Here is a 17,495-nt window from a genome sequence, read left to right on the forward strand (position 1 = left end):
ATTATAAAATTTTTTTACATTTGCAAAATCTATTAATGCGATTAAGTTGCATTTAATTTAGATTGAATTTTTCTTTTAACTTTTAATAAATAAAATATGAAAAATGAAAATGTATTTGATGTTATCATCATTGGAGGAAGTTATGCTGGTTTATCGGCTGCTATGGCCTTAGGACGTTCCTTGAGAAAAGTACTATTAATTGATAGTGGTTTACCTTGTAACAAACAAACACCTCAGTCGCATAACTTTATCACCTTGGACGGAGAAAAACCAGCTATTATTACTAAGAAAGCTAAGGAACAAGTGCTTCAATATAAAACGATTATATTCTATGAAGGAGTAGCTGTAAAAGGAAAAAAAGTGAAAGATTATTTTAGAATTTCAACTAATAGTTTAGAAGAATTTTATGCAAAGAAATTAATTTTTGCAACAGGTATAAAAGACATACTGCCTACTATTAAAGGTTTTTCTGATTGCTGGGGAATATCTGTAGTGCATTGTCCGTATTGTCATGGTTATGAAATAAAAGATAAAAAAACGGCAATTTTTGCTCAAGGTGAAAAAGCGTTTCATTTGGCGTCTTTGGTAAATAATTTAACTAAAGATGTAACGTTAATTACTTCAAATATTTCTTTATTAGAAGACGAACAAATACAAAAATTAGAAAAACATAACATCAAAATTATTGATAAAGAGATCATAGAAGTTGTTCATCAGGTAGGATATCTAAACCAACTTATTTTTAATGATGGGAGTCAAGAAAATTTTGAAGCAGTTTATGCTGCTGTACCTTTCACACAACATTGTAGTATTCCGTTAGAACTAGGCTGTGAAATAACTGAGATGGGACATTTAAAAGTAGATTTTTTACAAAAAACAACAATTTCAGGAGTTTTTGCTTGTGGCGACAATAGTTCTATGTTGCGATCTGTAGCTCATGCGGTTGCTTCTGGAAATATGTGTGGAGCAATGGTAAATATGGAGTTAATTAAAGAAGAATTTTAGAAAATTTTAAATTATGATAGAGGTTTTCATCACAAACATAACGAAAGTATATCAAGTGAAAAATGTTATTGAAAGGATTTCCAAGAACTTTTTAGGTTTACAAATTGATTATGATTTGGATGAAACAGGACTTGTTTTTCCTTGCGGGCATACTGTACTCCGAATAGAAGGAAATAAAATTGAGTCAGAATTGATAACAATACTTGTGAACCAATTAGGCTTTGAATGCAAAATCATGCCTGATACTATTTGTTTATAATTTGTATTTATGGGAAATAGAAAAACACTTAAAGACCAACAGGTATTTCTGCTAAAAAATTAAAAATAAAACTTCTTAAAATGTATTGATTAGGTTACAGGAAAGTCGGATTGGGTTACATCAATGAAAAATGATCTTAAGAAATTTGCATCATTACTTTATGAATTTAAAAAATAAAAAAATGAATGCAAAAAAAGTTTGGTTTGTAACTGGGGCTTCTAAAGGTTTAGGCTTAGCCTTGGTAAAAAAATTATTGGAAAATGATTATTATGTAGCTGCAACATCTAGAGACAAATTGGCTTTGGAAAAAGCCGTCAATTATTTAGGGAATAATTTTTTGCCTCTAGAAGTAGATTTAATAAATGAAGAAAGTGTAACCAATGGATTAGCGGCAGCAGTTGAAAAGTTTGGTAAAATTGATATGGTAGTCAATAATGCAGGTTATGGTCAAGCGGGTACATTAGAAGAATTAAGTGATGAAGAATCAAGAGAAAATTTTGATGTTAATGTTTTTGGTGTCTTACATGTAATCCGAAAAGTGATGCCATATTTAAGAGAAAACAAAGCGGGACATATTATCAATATTTCTTCAGTAGGTGGTTTTATGGGTAACTTTCCTAGTTTTGGTGTATACTGTGCGACAAAGTATGCTTTAGTTGGTTTAACGGAAGCTTTAGCTGCTGAAGTGGGAAGTTTAGGAATACATGCTACTGTTGTTTATCCAGGCTATTTTAGGACAAACTTTCTAGACAATGGTTCTTTTAAATTACCAAAAAATCCTATTGCCGTTTATACCGAAGCTAGAAAATTAGAAGAAATGCATGTAAACGAAATTAGAGGAAATCAAACAGGGAACCCAGATAAAGCTGCAGATGTATTTATAGCTATTTCTAAACAAGAAAAACCACCCTTGCATTTGTTTCTAGGTTCCGATTCTTATCAGTTTGCAAAGCAAAAAATAGAAATTGTAACGAAGGAATTAAATGCTAACGAAAAATTAGCAACTTCAACAGACTATTAATAAAAGGAAAACAAACGTAAGATAAGTATCAGGTGTCTTGCGTTTGTTTATTTTGTATTTTAGCTATTAGGTAATATGGAAAAATTTAAAGTACATAAAATTAATACAATTAGCGAATTTCACACCATTGCAAATTTGCCAAAACCTGAGCATCCATTGATTAGTTTAATTGATTATTCTAAAGTGGAATATCAGTTTGCAGAGAAAGAAGTCGTTTGGATTCAAGGTTTCTATACCATTGGATTAAAGCGAAATGTAGCTGGAAAGTTTGTTTACGGACAACAAATTTACGATTTTAATGAAGGATTGTTGACATTTATTGCATCTGGTCAACGTATTCAATATGAGTTTGTTGAACAAGAAATAAAACCTTCAGGTTGGCTATTAGTAATTCACCCAGATTTTTTATGGAATACACCATTAGCAAAACAAATTAAACAATATGATTTTTTTGGATATGCTGTAAATGAAGCTTTGTTTTTGTCTGAAAAAGAAGAAAATGTATTGATAAATGTAATGCAGAATATAGAATTAGAGTATCATTCATTGATAGATAAATTTAGTCAGAACATAATAATAGCTCAAATAGAGGTTTTGTTAAACTATGCTGAGCGTTTTTATCAGCGTCAATTTATAACAAGAAAAATTACTAATCATCATATTTTAGGGCAATTTGAAGACTTGTTATCTGAATATTTTGATGGGAATAGTTTAATTCAAAATGGGTTGCCAAGCGTAAATGAAATAGCAAGTAAATTAAATATCTCATCAAATTACTTAGGAAATTTACTTAAAAGTTTAACAGGTCAAAATACACAACAGCATATTCAAGATAAGATTGTAGAAAAAGCAAAAGAAAAACTTTCAACTACAGCGCTAAGTATAAGTGAAATCGCTTTTGATTTAGGCTTTGAACATTCGCAATCGTTTAGCCGTTTTTTTAAAAGCAAATCAGGAAAAACACCTATTGAATTCAGAATGGGATTTAATTAAAAAAAGCACTTTAAGTGCTTTTTTTATTATTCAATTTCTGTAACCAATTGCTCTATAGGTCTTCTTACTTTCTTCATGTTTTCATTCCAGTCATTTCCACTGTCTCTAAAGCCTATTGGTAAGATTACAGCCGTTTTTAAACCTTTTTCTTTCATGCCTAAAATACGATCATAGGCTTGAGGATCAAAACCTTCCATAGGAGTAGCGTCAATTTTTTGTTCTGCAGCAGCAACTATTGCCACAGAAAAAGAGATATAAGCTTGTTTTGCTGTGTGAATAGCATGCCAATCAGTCCCTAATGGTTCATACATCCCCCATAAAAGTTTTTTGTAATCATCCATTTGTGTTAAAGGTAAACCTCTTTCAGATAAAATATAATTAAACTCTTTTTCAATTCTTTCTAAACTGTAACTGTCCCAAGCAGCCCAAACTAATAAATGAGAACATTCTGTTATTTGTTCCTGATTAAAGGAATGTGGTTTCAATTCTTCTAAAAGTGTTGGGTTACTAATAACAAAAATTTCATATGGTTGTAATCCTGAAGAAGAAGGTGCTAATCTGGCAGCTTCAAGAATATAATCTATTTTTTCCTGTGACACTTTTTTTCCTGTCATTCTTTTTGTGGCATATCGCCATTGTAAATCATTAATTAAACTCATAGTAAAAACAATTAAATTTATGTCAAAAGTATCTATTTTGAGTTACTTTTGGTAACTTTGTGTTTAAAAGTAATAGTGACAAAAAGGTAACAAAGTGACATAAGATGGAAAAAACGATAGAAAAAACAAATTCGGCTTGTTTATACAAAATAAGAGCCGTTCATGATGTAATATATATTATTGGTGGAAAATGGAAAATATCAATTATTACCTGTTTATGCTATGGTAACAAGAGGTATTCAGATATTTTAAATGAAGTCGAAGGTATTTCTGGTAAGATGTTAAGTAGGGAATTGAAAGAATTGGAAATAAATAAACTTATTGAAAGAAAAGTTTTGGATACAAAGCCACTTGGTGTTGAATATTCTTTAACGGAAATTGGAATGTCTTTAAAAAAAGTAACAGAAACAATAGCTGATTGGGGGATAGAATATAGAACAATGAGGAGATTTGATGAAGGAGAATTTTAGCTACAATATTCTCAGATTTGGCTACATTGTCAAAAACATTTCTTCCGAAATTTGTGCTATAATTATAAATAAGAATAAATATGGAAGTAAAAACTAAAATAGCTTTAGTAACTGGAGCAAGTAGAGGTTTAGGAAGAGACATGGCTATTAATCTAGCCAAAAAAGGAATCGATGTAATGTTAACTTATAATAGTAATGAGAAAGCTGCTGCTGAGGTAGTTCAGGAAATCAATCTATTAGGACAAAAAGCAAAAGCACTACAATTAGATACAAGTAATGTTAAAAATTTTGATACTTTTATAACTACATTAAAAGCTTATTTGAAATCGGAATATGAGGTAGTCACTTTCGATTTTTTAATTAATAATGCTGGAACAGGAGTCTATGGTTCGGTAACTGATACATCTGAAGACGCTTTTGATGCCATGATGAATATTCATTTTAAAGGAGTGTACTTTTTAACACAAAAACTATTGCCAATTCTTAATAATGGCGGAAGAATTATTAATATTTCTTCTGGTTTAACCCGAGTTTCATTTCCAAATGTCTCTGCTTATGCCAGTATGAAAGGAGCTATAGAAACTTATACCAAGTGTTTAGCGAAAGAATTAGGACCTAGAAAAATTACAGCTAATATTGTAGCTCCAGGTGCAATTGCTACAGATTTTGGTGGAGGTTCGAACAAATCAGATGAAGGAAAGAGAAATGCAATAGCTAGTATTACTGCTCTTGGTCGTGTGGGAGAACCAGAAGATATTGGAGGAGTTGTTGCTTTTATTTGTTCTCCAGAAGCAGGATGGATGAATGGGCAACGAATAGAACTTTCTGGAGGTATGATGTTATAAAATAATGTAAATTTGAGATATGAATCAGCAAACCATACACAGAGTAAAATCGATTGCAGAATTTCATAAAATGAAAGGGTTGCCTTCACCACAACATCCATTAATTAGTATTTTTGATTATAGTAAAATAGAATGTTCCAAAGAGGTAAACCATAAAAATTTTGTTTTTGATTTTTATCATATCTCATGCAAAAGAAGCATTGGTACAAAATATAAATACGGACAAGGAAATTATGACTTTGATGATGGTGTAATGTTTTTCATTGCACCTAATCAAGTCTTTGGAATCGAACCCATAGCAGAAATTGCAACACCAAAAAGTGGTTGGATATTGATGGTGCATCCTGATTTTCTATGGAATACACCTTTGGCTAATACAATAAAAAAATATGATTTTTTTGACTATTCTGTAAATGAAGCTTTGTTTTTATCTGAAAGGGAAGAAACTATTTTGAAAGGTATTGTTAAAAATATTGAACAAGAATACAATGCCAATTTAGACCAATTTAGTCAGAGTATTATTATTTCCCAAATTGAAACAATGCTTACTTATTCTGATCGATTTTATCAAAGACAGTTTTTAACCAGAAAAGCTAGTAATCATAAAACTTTAGACCATGTTGAAAAACTGATAGAAGATTACTTTAATGATGAAAATAACTTAGGCTTACCTTCTGTTCAATATATTGCCGATGCTTTACATATTTCTCCAACCTATTTGAGTAGTTTGTTGAAATCTCTTACAGGACAAACCACGCAACAGCATATTCATGAAAAATTAATTGAGAAAGCTAAAGAAAAATTATCTACAACAACACTAACAATTAGCGAAATAGCTTACGAATTAGGTTTTGAACATTCTCAATCATTTAATAAATTATTCAAAGCCAAAACGAAACTTACTCCCATGATGTTTAGAGATCAATTTAATTAATTTTATGATTAAATAAGTTTCTGCTAGAAAAATCTTCCGTATCTTTTCATTTATATTTCTCTACTTTTGTATAGATAAAATTTAAATAAATGAAAAAAATAGTATTCTTAATACTTACACATATCCTAATTTCTTGTGGTTCTTTTGAAAATTTTGAAACAATAGGAGTCAATAATTTTAGTTTAGATTTACCGACTTATCTTTCAAAGACTACAAATTTAAACAATAGTGCTTCTTTACAATATCAAAATGTTTTTAAAGAATTATATATAATTGCTATTGATGAAGATAAAAATGAATTAGGAAAAGCTTTACATAATAATGGTCTTGATAAAATATATTCCAATGATTTTAATGGTTATGTAGATCTATTAAAAATAGGTTTGGAAAATGATATTGAAATGGAAAATGAAACAGTAAAAGATACTCTAATTAATGGTTTGCAAACCAAATTAATAAAATTTGAAGGAAAAGTAGAAACATATAATGTTTTTTACGCGGTAGCCTATGTAAATGGGGTTGATAATTATTATCAGATTATGAGTTGGACTTTATTGGATAAAAAAGAGGAATATGAAACCACTATAGATAAAATGATTTTTTCTTTTAAAGTAAAAAACATGAAAAAGGAAAGTAAAAAGAAAGCACAAAAAAACAAAAAAGAATTTCTAAAATAAGTCGTTTTTACCACATGAAAAAAGGAATAGTATTTGTATTTTTAATATCATGTATGTCTGTTTTTTCTCAAAAAGAAATTTCGGATGTAATTGCACGATATAATAAAAATACGGTACCTTACATTAGCGTAGAAGACACAAAGGATAAAAACGATAGCAGTATAATTTTAGATGCTAGAGAAAAAGCGGAGTTTAACGTAAGTCATTTAAAAAATGCCACTTATATAGGATATAATGAGTTTGATACTGCTCAGTTTCAAGTACAGTTTCCAGATAAAGAAATGCCTATTATTGTGTATTGTTCTTTAGGTATTCGAAGTGAAATCATAGCTGAAAAAATTATGAATTTAGGTTATACCAATGTGCACAACTTATATGGTGGTATTTTTGAGTGGAAAAACAAAGGAAATGCGGTTTTTACCAATGAAGGAGTTGAAACGGAAGAAGTGCATGCCTTTTCAAAAACTTGGGGGAAGTATTTAATCAAAGGAATTAAAGTTTATAATAAAAAATAAATAGAAAATGGAAAAGACATATTATGATCCAGCGGATTTAAAAAAATTTGGAAAAATTGTAGAATGGAGTGAAGAACTTGGGAATAGCTTTTTTGAGTATTATGGAAAAGTATTTGAAGAAGGCAGCCTTTCCGCTAGAGAAAAGTCGCTAATTGCGCTTGCCGTTTCTCATGCCGTACAATGTCCTTATTGTATAGACGCTTATACAGGTGATGGTCTGAAAAGGGGAATTACTAAAGAAGAAATGATGGAAGCCGTTCATGTTACTGCGGCCATTAAAAGTGGAGCGGCTTTAGTTCATGGCGTTCAAATGATGAATAAATATAAAAAACTATCCATGTAGTATTTTCGTATATATGTAAAATAGCTAACATTTTTTAAAAAAGGATTATGCTATTTTTGTTCCTCTCGATACATTGAATAAACAGAAAAATATGTTGAAATCACTTCATGCAAAAGAAAGTCCGTTGTCAAAAACAGATAAGCAATTGGAAATTCTCTCCAGCGGAATTTTTAGAGATGGGTCGTTGCCTACTTTTGCAGATCAGATTAATAAGACTGACCAATTCCCTTTACAACCCCGAAACATTGAAATATTACAAATTAATGTGGGTTATATGTGCAATCAGGTTTGTGCTCATTGTCATGTAGATGCTGGTCCAGATAGAAAAGAAATAATGACAAAAGAGACCATGATGCAAATTTTAGACGTTCTAAAAACAACAGCTGTTACCACTTTAGATTTAACTGGAGGAGCACCTGAAATGAACCCAAATTTTAGATGGTTTGTAGAAGAAGCGTCTAAAACAGGTGTCAAGGATTTTATTGTTAGATCTAATTTGACAATTATTAGAGCTAATAAAAAATATTACGATTTGCCAGCCTTTTTTAAAAAGCACAATATTCATGTAGTAAGTTCTATGCCACATTGGACTAAAGGAAAAACGGATGTACAAAGAGGAGAAGGCGTTTTTGATAAGTCTGTCCAAGCGCTACAAGAATTAAACGCTATTGGTTATGGTATGCCAGATAGTAATTTAAAATTAGATTTAGTTTATAACCCTTCAGGAGCTTTTCTTCCAAGTGATCAATTTTCTATGGAAAAAGATTTTAAAAAAGCGTTAAAAGAAGATTTCAATATTCATTTTCACAACCTATTCGCTATTACAAATTTACCGATTTCTCGATTTCTCGACTATCTTATCGCATCAGATAATTATGAAGATTATATGTATGCCTTAGTAGAAGCCTATAATCCTGCTGCAGTAGCAAATGTAATGTGTACTAATACAATATCTGTTAGTTGGGATGGGTGGTTATATGATTGCGATTTTAACCAAATGTTAGATTTAAAAGTAGCTTCTAAATCAAAACATATTTCAGAATTTAATGAAGCAATTTTAAATAACAGAAATATCGTGATTTCTCAACATTGTTACGGTTGTACAGCAGGAGCAGGAAGTAGTTGTCAAGGTGTTGTAGTATCTTAAAAATGAAAGAAAATTTAATTTTAATATTTACAAGAAACCCCGAATTAGGTAAGGTTAAAACTCGTTTAGCAGCCACTATTGGTAACGAAAATGCATTAGAAGTATACATTTATTTATTAGAGCATACTAAGAAAACGGTTTTAGAAACTAACGTTGATAAGAGAGTATTGTATTCTGAAGTAATCAATAACAATGATATTTGGGATAATCAATTCTTTCAAAAAGGAAAACAAATTGGGAATAATTTAGGAGAACGAATGTATCACGCTTTTAGAGAAGGTTTCAAAGAAGGATATCAAAAGATTGTTATTATAGGTTCCGATTTGATTGCTTTAGAAAGGAATGATATTGATAAAGCGTTCCAAAAGCTAAAAGATCATGATATAGTTCTTGGTCCTGCTCTAGATGGAGGTTATTATTTATTAGGAATGAAAACAATGCATGAAAAAATATTTCAAAATAAAGAATGGAGCACGGCTACCGTTTTTAAAGATACTTTAGAAGATATTTCAGAATTACCATATTATTTGTTAGAAGAGAAAAACGATATAGATACTTACGAGGATATAAAAGAAATACCAGTTTTTAAAAAATATACGATTACATGACACAAGAAATTTTAAATTCAACAACTCAATTTTTACAACAAAAAGGATTTCTTAATCCAGAAATAGGGATAGTTTTAGGCACAGGTTTAGGACAGTTAGTACATCATCTTCAAGTTGAGGTAAGTATCAATTACTCTGAAATTCCAAATTTTCCAGTCTCAACCGTAGAATTTCATTCAGGAAAATTACTATTAGGAATGTTAGAAGGAAAGAAAGTTATAGTAATGCAAGGTCGTTTTCATTTGTATGAAGGCTATAGTTTACAAGAAATAACTTTTCCAATACGTGTAATGAAAGCCTTAGGGGTTTCTAGTTTGTTAATTTCAAATGCTGCTGGTGCTATCAATTTAAATTATAAAAAAGGAGATTTAATGTTGTTGGACGATCATATCAATTTACAAGGAGGTTCTCCTTTGGCTTTTGCAACTGTTTCAGATTTTGGTGAGCGTTTTACAGACATGTGTACCCCTTACGATATTTCGTTGAACACTAAAATATTAGCTATAGCTAATGAGAATAATATTGTTTTGCATAAAGGAGTTTATGCTGCTGTTGTAGGACCACAACTTGAAACCAGAGCGGAATATCGTTATTTGAAAATTATTGGAGCTGATGCTGTAGGGATGAGTACAGTTCCAGAAGTTATTGTAGCAAATCATTTACAATTGCCAGTTATGGCTGTTTCTGTTTTAACTGACGAATGCAACCCAGATGATTTAAAACCTGTAAATATTCCTGAAATTATTGCCGTAGCAGGGGAAGCAGAGCCTAAAATGATCACACTTTTTAAAGAATTAATAAAATCTAAATGAGAAGATATATTGCCGAAATTATAGGAACTTTCGCCATTGTTTTTTGTGGAACTGGTGCTATAATTATCGATCAAGAAACAAACGGAACCATTTCTCATTCGGGTATTGCTATTACATTTGGGTTAATTGTAATGGCAATGATATATGCTTTAGGAAGTATTTCAGGAGCTCATTTTAATCCGGCTGTTACTATTGCATTTTCAATCGCAAATAAATTTAAAAAAAGAGAGATCATTCCCTATGTTATAAGTCAGTTTTTAGGGGCAATATTAGCTAGTGGATTATTATATTTACTTTTTCCATCAAATGCCTTTTTAGGAGCAACTATTCCTTCTGGAAGTAACATGCAATCTTTTATACTAGAATTTATACTTACATTTTTATTAATGTTAGTTATTTTAAGTGTGGCACATGGTTCAAAAGAGCAAGGTATGTTTGCGGGCATTGCGATAGGATCAGTTGTAGGTTTAGAAGCGATGTTTGCTGGGCCCATTTGTGGAGCTTCAATGAATCCAGCTAGGTCCTTAGGACCTGCTTTTGTGGCTGATCAAATGGAGCAACTATGGATCTATTTATTAGCACCTACATTAGGTGCAGCAGTTGCCGTTTTTATCTGGAGTTATCTTACTAATAATAAATTAAAAGAAAAAATAATTAAGCTATGAAAAATTATTTAGACGCTACAAACGATTTGTATAAAAATGCTGCTTTAACTCCTGACGTGGGCTTGTGCTGTACCACAACTCCTATATGGAAATTTCCAGGACTGGAAATTCCTCAAATTATGCAGGAAATGAATTATGGGTGTGGAAGTACTATTGCAGCTCAAGATTTAATTAATAATCCGAAAGTGTTATATGTTGGTGTTGGAGGTGGAATGGAATTGTTGCAATTTGCTTATTTTTCTCGTCAAAAAGGAGGCGTAGTAGGTGTGGATGTTGTAGATGAAATGCTAGAGGCTTCTAGGAAAAATTTTCAAATCGCTGAAGAACAAAACGATTGGTTTAAAAGTGAATTTGTAGAATTAAAAAAAGGAAATGCATTAGAGTTACCTATCGAAGACGAGAGTATAGATGTGGCTGCTCAAAATTGTCTTTTTAATATTTTTAAAACGGAAGATTTAAAAAAAGCATTACAAGAAATGTATCGTGTTTTAAAACCACACGGTCGTTTAGTAATGAGTGATCCCACATGCGAACAGGAAATGAACGCAACACTTCGTAATGACGATCATTTAAGAGCTCTTTGCTTAAGTGGCAGTATTCCAATAAAAGAATATATTAAAGCGCTAACAGACGTAGGTTTTGGAACTATTGAAATTAGAGGTAGACGTCCTTATCGTATTTTGGACCCTGAAAATTATCCTACAGACGAGTTAATTTATATTGAAAGTATTGAAGTATGTGCTATTAAAGATCCTATGCCAGAAGATGGACCGTGTGTTTTTACTGGTAAAGCGGCAATATATTATGGAAAAGAGGATTATTTTGACGATCAAAAAGGACATGTATTGCTAAAAAATCAACCTTTAGCCGTTTGCGATAAAACGGCAAATGCTTTAGCTAGTTTAGGAAGAAAAGATATTTTTATCAGTGAAAGTACATTCCATTATAATGGTGGAGGTTGTTGCTAAAAAGTTCGTTTTTTAAAGTTATGTAATATAGCTAACGTTTTGTTTTTTTGTCGTATCTTACTTTTACCAAATTCAAAAACAAAACAATGAAAAAAACAGCTATTTTAAGTATTGTATGTGCGTTTGGATTTCAATTTACAAATGCACAAAGTCCGTGGACAAGAGAAAAAGGCAGCGCTTATTTACAGCTAGGTGTTACTAGTTTGAGTTATGATGCCCTTCAATTAGATGGTCATAAAGTGGAGAATATAGGTGATTATTCAGATGTTACATTTCAGATTTATTCTGAATTTGGAATCACAAACAAGTTGGAAGCACAATTAATATTGCCTTATAAAACGGCTAATTATGATAACGCAGGGGTTTCACAAAGTATTTCTGGATTAGGTAATGTTTCTCTAGGATTAAAATACAAATTATCGGATGGCAATTGGAAAATTAGTTCAGGAGTTTTATTTACAGCTAATTCGATTAAGAAAGATGAAAGCCTAGTAGTCAGTTCCACAGGAATTAATGCCAATACAATTTTACCTTACGTAAGTATCGGTTCTAGTTATAATAAATGGTACTATTTTGGTATGCTTGGTTATGGTTATATGGACAACGATTATTCAGATTATCTAAAAGCAACCATTGAAGTGGGTTATAATATTATTCCTAAAGGTCATTTAATGTTAGTTTTGGATACCAGAAATCCAATTGCAAAAGAAGATGCTTATTTTAATGATGCCGTTCAGTGGGCTTCTCATTTAGATAGACAAACATATAATGCTATTGGTATCAAAGCTAATTATGAATTTATTCAGGATAAATTTGGGGCTAATTTTTCTACCTTTGGTGCTTTTGGAATAGATAACGCTCCTTTAGCGCCAACTATTAATATTGGTGTTTATACAAAATTATAATAATGAATAAGTATAAAGAAATAATAATAACATCCTATTCAGATTATTTTAATTATCTGAAAAACGAATTGGTTACATTGCACATTGAAAACTATTTTTATGGATTACTCATTATTTCTTTATTGGTTTTTGTTTTAGAAATTGTATTTCCTTGGCGAAAAAATCAAGCCATTATAAGAAAAGATTTTTGGTTAGATACATTCTATATGTTTTTTAACTTCTTTCTTTTAAATCTTATTATTTTAATGGCAATGAATAATGTAACGGCACAGTTGTTTAATGATTTTTTAGCCTTATTTGGTTTACATTTACAATCATTACAACTCCTTGATTTGTCTCAGTTTTCCAAGCCAGTTGCTTTATTAGTTTTCTTTATAATTACCGATTTTATTCAATGGAATACGCATCGTTTATTGCATCGGTTTGAATTCTTTTGGAATTTCCATAAAGTGCATCATTCTGTAAAAGAAATGGGATTTGCAGCTCATTTACGATATCATTGGATGGAACCAGTTGTCTATAAAACATTATTGTATGTGCCCGTTGCCATTATTGGTGGTTTTAGTATTCAAGACGTATTTATTGTGCATTTTATAGCTATTACTATTGGCCATTTAAATCATGCCAATATTGGTTGGGATTATGGACTTTTTAAATATATACTCAATAATCCCAAAATGCATATTTGGCATCATAGTAAAGAAATGCCAAGAAAGTATGGTGCAAATTTTGGTATTTCACTAAGTGTATGGGATTACATGTTTAAAAGCGATTACATTCCAAAAGATGGCAAGGATATTGAACTTGGATTTGAAAACGATGAAGAATTTCCTAAAGATTTTATAAAACAAGAAGCGTATCCGTTACAATTATAAGAACAATTTAATTTTGATGATAATTAATTTTTAGATCTAATAAAGTTGCTAAACAAAAAGCAATAGTTACAATTATGAAAAAATATATTATTCTACTATTTTTCTTTTCAGTACCCATTTTTTCTCAAAATTTTGACTATAAAGAGTATGGCTTATTATTAAGTAAACATGTCTCTAATAAAGGAAATGTAAACTATAGTCTATTGCAATCAAATGTAATGGATCTAAACAAAGTAGTACGTCAATTTGAAATGAACTACCCTACTAGTAAATGGTCTAGAAATGAAATTTTAGCCTATTATATTAACGCCTATAATGTGTATACGTTAAAAAAAATAATTGATAATTATCCTGTAAAAAGTATTAAAGATATTAATAACGCTTGGGATGATAAGTTTATAACTTTGGGTTCTAAGAAAATTTCGTTGACTTATATTGAACACAATATCTTGAGAAAAATGAATGAACCAAGGATTCATTTTGCGATTAATTGTGCTTCTTATTCCTGTCCAATATTAGCTAATGTTCCTTATCTACCAAAAACACTAGATAATCAACTAGAAACTGCTGCTAAAAAATTTATTAATGATAGCACGAAAAATATATTATCGGTAAATGAAATAAAGATTTCTGAGATTTTTAATTGGTTTTCCAAAGATTTTAAAACCCAAAATAACTCTTTAATTACTTATTTGAATCAATTTGCAGACATCAAAATCAATGAAAATGCTAAAATTCGTTATTTAGAGTATAATTGGAATTTAAATGAATAAGCATGATTTCTGTTATCATACCCACTTTCAATGAACAAGAAAATATTGCTATACTATTAGATTATCTCCTAGAAAATAAAGGTGATAACACAATTAAAGAAATTATTTTAGTTGATGGTGGAAGTACAGATAATACGCTTAAGATTGCAAAAATATATAAAAGTATTACCATCTTGCAATCTGAAAAAGGTAGAGCGAAACAATTAAATTATGGTGCTCAATTTGCTAAGGGAGAAATACTCTATTTTTTACACTGTGATAGTTTGCCTCCTAAAAAATTTGATAGTCTTATTATAAATGAAGTAGGGAAAGGAAATTTAGCAGGTTGTTTTAAAATGAAATTTAACTCTAATCATATTGTTTTAAAAATAACACAATGGTTTACACAATTTAATGTAAAGTTTTTTAGAGGAGGTGATCAATCTTTATTTGTTACCAAAAAGATATTTCAAGAAGAGAAAGGCTTTAATGAAAAATATCGAATTTATGAAGATAATGATTTGATTTATAGATTGTATAAGAAAATAGGTTTTACAGTTATTCAGCAACATATCATTACATCTGCAAGACGATATGAGGAAAATGGGTTCTGGAAATTGCAATATCACTTTATGATGATTCATCTACTGTATAATTTAAAGATTTACAACCAAGAGAAAATTTTACAATATTACAGTAGAAATATAAAATAGCTGTCTAAAAAAATAAAGATAAAAAATGTATTTTTAACTACTATATTACTAAAAAGAAAACTAAATTTTTAATCACAAATAAAAAACAACTTATGAAAAAAACGGTATTGAGTATCTTGTTCGGGGCGTTTACATTATTGAGTAATGCTCAAGAATTTGCTAAAATAGATAAAAGCGTTATGGACGCTACCTACTTTCCTGAAAATGCAACAAAAAGAGCATTTATTAAAGATAAAGAAAAACAAGTAGAAGCAGAACCAAAAATAAGAATATTGTATTCTCGTCCGCTAAAAAAAGGAAGAACTATTTTTGGAGACGTAGTTAAATATGGGGAATCTTGGAGAATAGGAGCAAATGAATCTACAGAAATACTATTTTTAACCGATGCAGTTTTTGGTGGAACCAATGTAAAAGCAGGACGATATACACTAATCGCTATACCAAAAGAAAAAGAATGGACTATTAAATTAAACTCCATAAATGATGGTTGGGGTAATTATTCTTATGATGCCTCTTTTGATATCGCAAGTGTTACTGTTCCTACAACAACTTCCGAAAATGAAATTGAAGCGTTATCAATTATAATGTATGAGAAAAGTAAAAATGTAGTACATATTAAAATTGGTTGGGATAAAACAATTGCGGAAATTCCAGTTACTTTGAAATAAACACTTTATAAAATAAACAATAAAACTGATAGTTTTACTATCAGTTTTATTGTTTATGGTAAAATTTGGAAGTGAAAATGAAAAAAAGAACCTAGAAGTTATATGATTTACACTGGTCAAATAAATGAATTCATTCGATTGGAAGAAATAACGCCCAATAATTGTGAATTACTGAAAGAAAAAATTAAAGAAGGACTTAGTATTATTTGGGCAGTTGAAGCATTGCATATTAAAGTAGACGGTGTGGTTACTTTAGTAAAAGAAAATGAAATCATTTTTGTAACCGAATATCATAATGTAGAAATTGTTCAAGTTCAGAAAGTTAGGTTAATTCGATTTAATAGAGCTTTCTATTGTATTCTAGACCATGATAGCGAAGTAGGTTGTAAAGGAGTTTTGTTTTTTGGTGCTGCGCAATTAGCTAAAATTGAAATCCCGAATTTAGAATTTGAAAAATTTGAAACACTTTGGAAAATGTTTGTCATTGAAATGTTATCCAAAGACGATCTCAAAAGCGAAATGTTACAAATGATGTTAAAACGACTGCTTATTCTTTGTATTAGAATTTATAAAGAACAAGCGGAATTAACACATTTTGATAAGCAACAATTTGATATTGTTAGAGAATACAATTATTTGGTGGAAATTCATTTTAGAAGCAAACATCAGGTGTCAGATTACGCTGTTTTATTACATAAAAGCCCAAAAACTTTATCGAATGTGTTTAAAAAAGTGGGTAAAAAAACACCTTTGCAAATTATTCAGGATCGAATTATGTTAGAATCTATTCGATTATTACGCTATACAGATAAATCTATTAAAGAAATTACATATGAAGTAGGTTATGAAGACATTCAAACTTTTAGTCGTTTTTTTAAAAAAATAGAAGGTGTTTCCCCTTCTGAGTTTAAGAAAAAGGGGTAAAGGGAAAAATTAACAAATATCAAGGAAAAAAGGTCTAACCTATGGTTGTTTTTTTGAAACAACTTTGTACTGTTAAATTAAACGAACAATAATTAATTAAATTTTTAAAATTATGTCAAATTTCACAGTACCAACAAGAGAACAAGTATCAGAAAACAACCAAGCAATCTTTGATAACTTACAAAAAGGATTAGGATTTGTACCTAATTTATACGCTTATTTTGCTAAAAATGAGACAGCTTTAGGAGACTATTTAGCGTTGCAAAACAGAAAAAGTACTTTAAAAGCCAAAGAAAGAGAAGTGATTAATTTAGTAACTAGTCAAATAAATAATTGTTTGTATTGTCAATCAGCACACACTGTAATTGGAAAAATGAATGGTTTTTCGGATGAGCAAGTTATTGAACTTAGAAAAGGATTCGCATCTTTTGATTCTAAATTAGACGCTTTAGTTAAATTTGCAGCTTCTGTAGTTGAAAATAGAGGAAAAGCCACAAATGTAGCCAAAGAAAATTTTTTTCAAGCGGGTTACAATGAAGCAAATATGATTGATGTTGTTTTAGTAATAGGTGATAAAATCATTAGTAATTACATTCATAATTTAACTGATTTCGCTATCGATTTTCCTATAGCAACTCCAATTGAAAAAGAATTAGTATAAAAATTTTAGTCTTACTTATTTTTATAAAAAAAACACCCTGTTTCATAAAATAATGAGATAGGGAGTTTTATTTGTT

Annotated in this window: 23 protein-coding genes; 22 read left to right on the top strand and 1 reads right to left on the bottom strand. The window is 30.0% G+C overall.

All coding sequences use genetic code 11. The features are described 5' to 3' along the window. The first annotated feature begins 96 nt into the window (after nucleotides 1-96). The 4 genes from CX675_RS04685 (at nucleotide 97) to CX675_RS04700 (ending at nucleotide 3,278) form a co-directional block, all read left to right on the top strand. Entirely contained in the window at nucleotides 97-1,005 is a 909-nt protein-coding gene (locus CX675_RS04685; protein WP_130734060.1) for an NAD(P)/FAD-dependent oxidoreductase, read from the top strand. Nucleotides 1,006-1,018: 13 nt separating this feature from the next. After that, nucleotides 1,019-1,264: a hypothetical protein gene (locus tag CX675_RS04690; RefSeq protein ID WP_130734061.1), complete on the top strand. Its 246-nt coding sequence runs from the start codon at nucleotides 1,019-1,021 to the stop codon at nucleotides 1,262-1,264. Nucleotides 1,265-1,445: 181 nt separating this feature from the next. After that, nucleotides 1,446-2,285 (top strand): SDR family oxidoreductase, encoded by an 840-nt coding sequence (locus CX675_RS04695; RefSeq protein WP_130734062.1) that lies wholly within the window; start codon nucleotides 1,446-1,448, stop codon nucleotides 2,283-2,285. 75 nt (nucleotides 2,286-2,360) lie between these two features. Then, nucleotides 2,361-3,278 carry an AraC family transcriptional regulator gene (locus CX675_RS04700; RefSeq protein WP_130734063.1) on the top strand — a complete coding sequence of 306 codons (918 nt, stop codon included), beginning with the start codon at nucleotides 2,361-2,363 and terminating at the stop codon, nucleotides 3,276-3,278. A 26-nt stretch (nucleotides 3,279-3,304) separates the two neighbouring features. On the opposite strand, the gene CX675_RS04705 is transcribed toward CX675_RS04700, so the two are convergent. After that, nucleotides 3,305-3,937, bottom strand: coding sequence for an NAD(P)H-dependent oxidoreductase (locus CX675_RS04705; protein ID WP_130734064.1), 633 nt, complete (start codon nucleotides 3,935-3,937; stop codon nucleotides 3,305-3,307). Between the two features lie 104 nt (nucleotides 3,938-4,041). On the opposite strand from CX675_RS04705, the gene CX675_RS04710 reads away from it, so the two are divergent. From CX675_RS04710 to CX675_RS04795, 18 genes are all read left to right on the top strand, one after another. Then, entirely contained in the window at nucleotides 4,042-4,407 is a 366-nt protein-coding gene (locus CX675_RS04710) for a helix-turn-helix domain-containing protein (RefSeq protein WP_130734065.1), read from the top strand. Between the two features lie 80 nt (nucleotides 4,408-4,487). Further along, nucleotides 4,488-5,252, top strand: coding sequence for an SDR family NAD(P)-dependent oxidoreductase (locus tag CX675_RS04715; protein ID WP_130734066.1), 765 nt, complete (start codon nucleotides 4,488-4,490; stop codon nucleotides 5,250-5,252). 19 nt (nucleotides 5,253-5,271) lie between these two features. After that, a complete protein-coding gene (locus tag CX675_RS04720; protein ID WP_130734067.1) occupies nucleotides 5,272-6,186 on the top strand; it encodes an AraC family transcriptional regulator in 915 nt (304 codons plus the stop codon). Nucleotides 6,187-6,275: 89 nt separating this feature from the next. Next, nucleotides 6,276-6,863, top strand: a complete 588-nt coding sequence (locus CX675_RS04725; protein WP_130734068.1) for a hypothetical protein — start codon at nucleotides 6,276-6,278, stop codon at nucleotides 6,861-6,863. A 14-nt stretch (nucleotides 6,864-6,877) separates the two neighbouring features. Beyond that, nucleotides 6,878-7,378, top strand: coding sequence for a rhodanese-like domain-containing protein (locus tag CX675_RS04730; RefSeq protein ID WP_130734069.1), 501 nt, complete (start codon nucleotides 6,878-6,880; stop codon nucleotides 7,376-7,378). Between the two features lie 7 nt (nucleotides 7,379-7,385). After that, complete coding sequence (locus CX675_RS04735) at nucleotides 7,386-7,721, top strand: arsenosugar biosynthesis-associated peroxidase-like protein (RefSeq protein WP_130734070.1); 336 nt, start codon at nucleotides 7,386-7,388, stop codon at nucleotides 7,719-7,721. Nucleotides 7,722-7,812: 91 nt separating this feature from the next. Continuing rightward, the gene (gene arsS / locus CX675_RS04740; protein ID WP_130734071.1) at nucleotides 7,813-8,868 is read left to right on the top strand and encodes an arsenosugar biosynthesis radical SAM (seleno)protein ArsS; all 1,056 of its coding nucleotides are present in this window, start codon (nucleotides 7,813-7,815) and stop codon (nucleotides 8,866-8,868) included. Nucleotides 8,869-8,870: 2 nt separating this feature from the next. Further along, on the top strand, nucleotides 8,871-9,476 hold the full coding sequence (locus tag CX675_RS04745; protein ID WP_130734072.1) for a TIGR04282 family arsenosugar biosynthesis glycosyltransferase: 606 nt from the start codon (nucleotides 8,871-8,873) through the stop codon (nucleotides 9,474-9,476). Next, the gene (locus tag CX675_RS04750) at nucleotides 9,473-10,288 is read left to right on the top strand and encodes a purine-nucleoside phosphorylase (protein WP_130734073.1); all 816 of its coding nucleotides are present in this window, start codon (nucleotides 9,473-9,475) and stop codon (nucleotides 10,286-10,288) included. Before CX675_RS04745 ends, CX675_RS04750 begins: the two co-directional genes overlap by 4 nt. Continuing rightward, nucleotides 10,285-10,953 carry an MIP/aquaporin family protein gene (locus CX675_RS04755; protein WP_130734074.1) on the top strand — a complete coding sequence of 223 codons (669 nt, stop codon included), beginning with the start codon at nucleotides 10,285-10,287 and terminating at the stop codon, nucleotides 10,951-10,953. Before CX675_RS04750 ends, CX675_RS04755 begins: the two co-directional genes overlap by 4 nt. Then, nucleotides 10,950-11,921, top strand: a complete 972-nt coding sequence (arsM, locus tag CX675_RS04760) for an arsenosugar biosynthesis arsenite methyltransferase ArsM (RefSeq protein WP_130734075.1) — start codon at nucleotides 10,950-10,952, stop codon at nucleotides 11,919-11,921. Before CX675_RS04755 ends, arsM begins: the two co-directional genes overlap by 4 nt. Before the next feature lie 86 nt (nucleotides 11,922-12,007). Further along, the gene (locus tag CX675_RS04765; RefSeq protein WP_130734076.1) at nucleotides 12,008-12,826 is read left to right on the top strand and encodes a hypothetical protein; all 819 of its coding nucleotides are present in this window, start codon (nucleotides 12,008-12,010) and stop codon (nucleotides 12,824-12,826) included. A 2-nt stretch (nucleotides 12,827-12,828) separates the two neighbouring features. Then, a complete protein-coding gene (locus CX675_RS04770) occupies nucleotides 12,829-13,701 on the top strand; it encodes a sterol desaturase family protein (protein WP_130734077.1) in 873 nt (290 codons plus the stop codon). A gap of 74 nt (nucleotides 13,702-13,775) precedes the next feature. Further along, nucleotides 13,776-14,474, top strand: a complete 699-nt coding sequence (locus tag CX675_RS04775; protein WP_130734078.1) for a DUF547 domain-containing protein — start codon at nucleotides 13,776-13,778, stop codon at nucleotides 14,472-14,474. Nucleotides 14,475-14,476: 2 nt separating this feature from the next. Continuing rightward, entirely contained in the window at nucleotides 14,477-15,166 is a 690-nt protein-coding gene (locus tag CX675_RS04780; protein ID WP_130734079.1) for a TIGR04283 family arsenosugar biosynthesis glycosyltransferase, read from the top strand. Nucleotides 15,167-15,258: 92 nt separating this feature from the next. Beyond that, nucleotides 15,259-15,834 (top strand): DUF2911 domain-containing protein, encoded by a 576-nt coding sequence (locus CX675_RS04785; protein ID WP_130734080.1) that lies wholly within the window; start codon nucleotides 15,259-15,261, stop codon nucleotides 15,832-15,834. A gap of 102 nt (nucleotides 15,835-15,936) precedes the next feature. Further along, a complete protein-coding gene (locus tag CX675_RS04790) occupies nucleotides 15,937-16,758 on the top strand; it encodes an AraC family transcriptional regulator (RefSeq protein ID WP_130734081.1) in 822 nt (273 codons plus the stop codon). Nucleotides 16,759-16,870: 112 nt separating this feature from the next. Beyond that, nucleotides 16,871-17,419 carry a carboxymuconolactone decarboxylase family protein gene (locus CX675_RS04795; RefSeq protein WP_130734082.1) on the top strand — a complete coding sequence of 183 codons (549 nt, stop codon included), beginning with the start codon at nucleotides 16,871-16,873 and terminating at the stop codon, nucleotides 17,417-17,419. Nucleotides 17,420-17,495 lie beyond the last annotated feature (76 nt).

It is taken from the genome of Flavobacterium sp. J27, from assembly GCF_004303025.1.
Lineage (GTDB): Bacteria > Bacteroidota > Bacteroidia > Flavobacteriales > Flavobacteriaceae > Flavobacterium.

Excerpts from the sequence above, each read along its gene's own strand:
- CX675_RS04685 (WP_130734060.1), top strand. The coding sequence starts at position 97 with ATGAAAAATGAAAATGTATTTGATGTTATCATCATTGGAGGAAGTTAT.
- CX675_RS04690 (WP_130734061.1), top strand. The coding sequence starts at position 1,019 with ATGATAGAGGTTTTCATCACAAACATAACGAAAGTATATCAAGTGAAA.
- CX675_RS04695 (WP_130734062.1), top strand. The coding sequence starts at position 1,446 with ATGAATGCAAAAAAAGTTTGGTTTGTAACTGGGGCTTCTAAAGGTTTA.
- CX675_RS04700 (WP_130734063.1), top strand. The coding sequence starts at position 2,361 with ATGGAAAAATTTAAAGTACATAAAATTAATACAATTAGCGAATTTCAC.
- CX675_RS04705 (WP_130734064.1), bottom strand. The coding sequence starts at position 3,937 with ATGAGTTTAATTAATGATTTACAATGGCGATATGCCACAAAAAGAATG.
- CX675_RS04710 (WP_130734065.1), top strand. The coding sequence starts at position 4,042 with ATGGAAAAAACGATAGAAAAAACAAATTCGGCTTGTTTATACAAAATA.
- CX675_RS04715 (WP_130734066.1), top strand. The coding sequence starts at position 4,488 with ATGGAAGTAAAAACTAAAATAGCTTTAGTAACTGGAGCAAGTAGAGGT.
- CX675_RS04720 (WP_130734067.1), top strand. The coding sequence starts at position 5,272 with ATGAATCAGCAAACCATACACAGAGTAAAATCGATTGCAGAATTTCAT.
- CX675_RS04725 (WP_130734068.1), top strand. The coding sequence starts at position 6,276 with ATGAAAAAAATAGTATTCTTAATACTTACACATATCCTAATTTCTTGT.
- CX675_RS04730 (WP_130734069.1), top strand. The coding sequence starts at position 6,878 with ATGAAAAAAGGAATAGTATTTGTATTTTTAATATCATGTATGTCTGTT.
- CX675_RS04735 (WP_130734070.1), top strand. The coding sequence starts at position 7,386 with ATGGAAAAGACATATTATGATCCAGCGGATTTAAAAAAATTTGGAAAA.
- arsS (WP_130734071.1), top strand. The coding sequence starts at position 7,813 with ATGTTGAAATCACTTCATGCAAAAGAAAGTCCGTTGTCAAAAACAGAT.
- CX675_RS04745 (WP_130734072.1), top strand. The coding sequence starts at position 8,871 with ATGAAAGAAAATTTAATTTTAATATTTACAAGAAACCCCGAATTAGGT.
- CX675_RS04750 (WP_130734073.1), top strand. The coding sequence starts at position 9,473 with ATGACACAAGAAATTTTAAATTCAACAACTCAATTTTTACAACAAAAA.
- CX675_RS04755 (WP_130734074.1), top strand. The coding sequence starts at position 10,285 with ATGAGAAGATATATTGCCGAAATTATAGGAACTTTCGCCATTGTTTTT.
- arsM (WP_130734075.1), top strand. The coding sequence starts at position 10,950 with ATGAAAAATTATTTAGACGCTACAAACGATTTGTATAAAAATGCTGCT.
- CX675_RS04765 (WP_130734076.1), top strand. The coding sequence starts at position 12,008 with ATGAAAAAAACAGCTATTTTAAGTATTGTATGTGCGTTTGGATTTCAA.
- CX675_RS04770 (WP_130734077.1), top strand. The coding sequence starts at position 12,829 with ATGAATAAGTATAAAGAAATAATAATAACATCCTATTCAGATTATTTT.
- CX675_RS04775 (WP_130734078.1), top strand. The coding sequence starts at position 13,776 with ATGAAAAAATATATTATTCTACTATTTTTCTTTTCAGTACCCATTTTT.
- CX675_RS04780 (WP_130734079.1), top strand. The coding sequence starts at position 14,477 with ATGATTTCTGTTATCATACCCACTTTCAATGAACAAGAAAATATTGCT.
- CX675_RS04785 (WP_130734080.1), top strand. The coding sequence starts at position 15,259 with ATGAAAAAAACGGTATTGAGTATCTTGTTCGGGGCGTTTACATTATTG.
- CX675_RS04790 (WP_130734081.1), top strand. The coding sequence starts at position 15,937 with ATGATTTACACTGGTCAAATAAATGAATTCATTCGATTGGAAGAAATA.
- CX675_RS04795 (WP_130734082.1), top strand. The coding sequence starts at position 16,871 with ATGTCAAATTTCACAGTACCAACAAGAGAACAAGTATCAGAAAACAAC.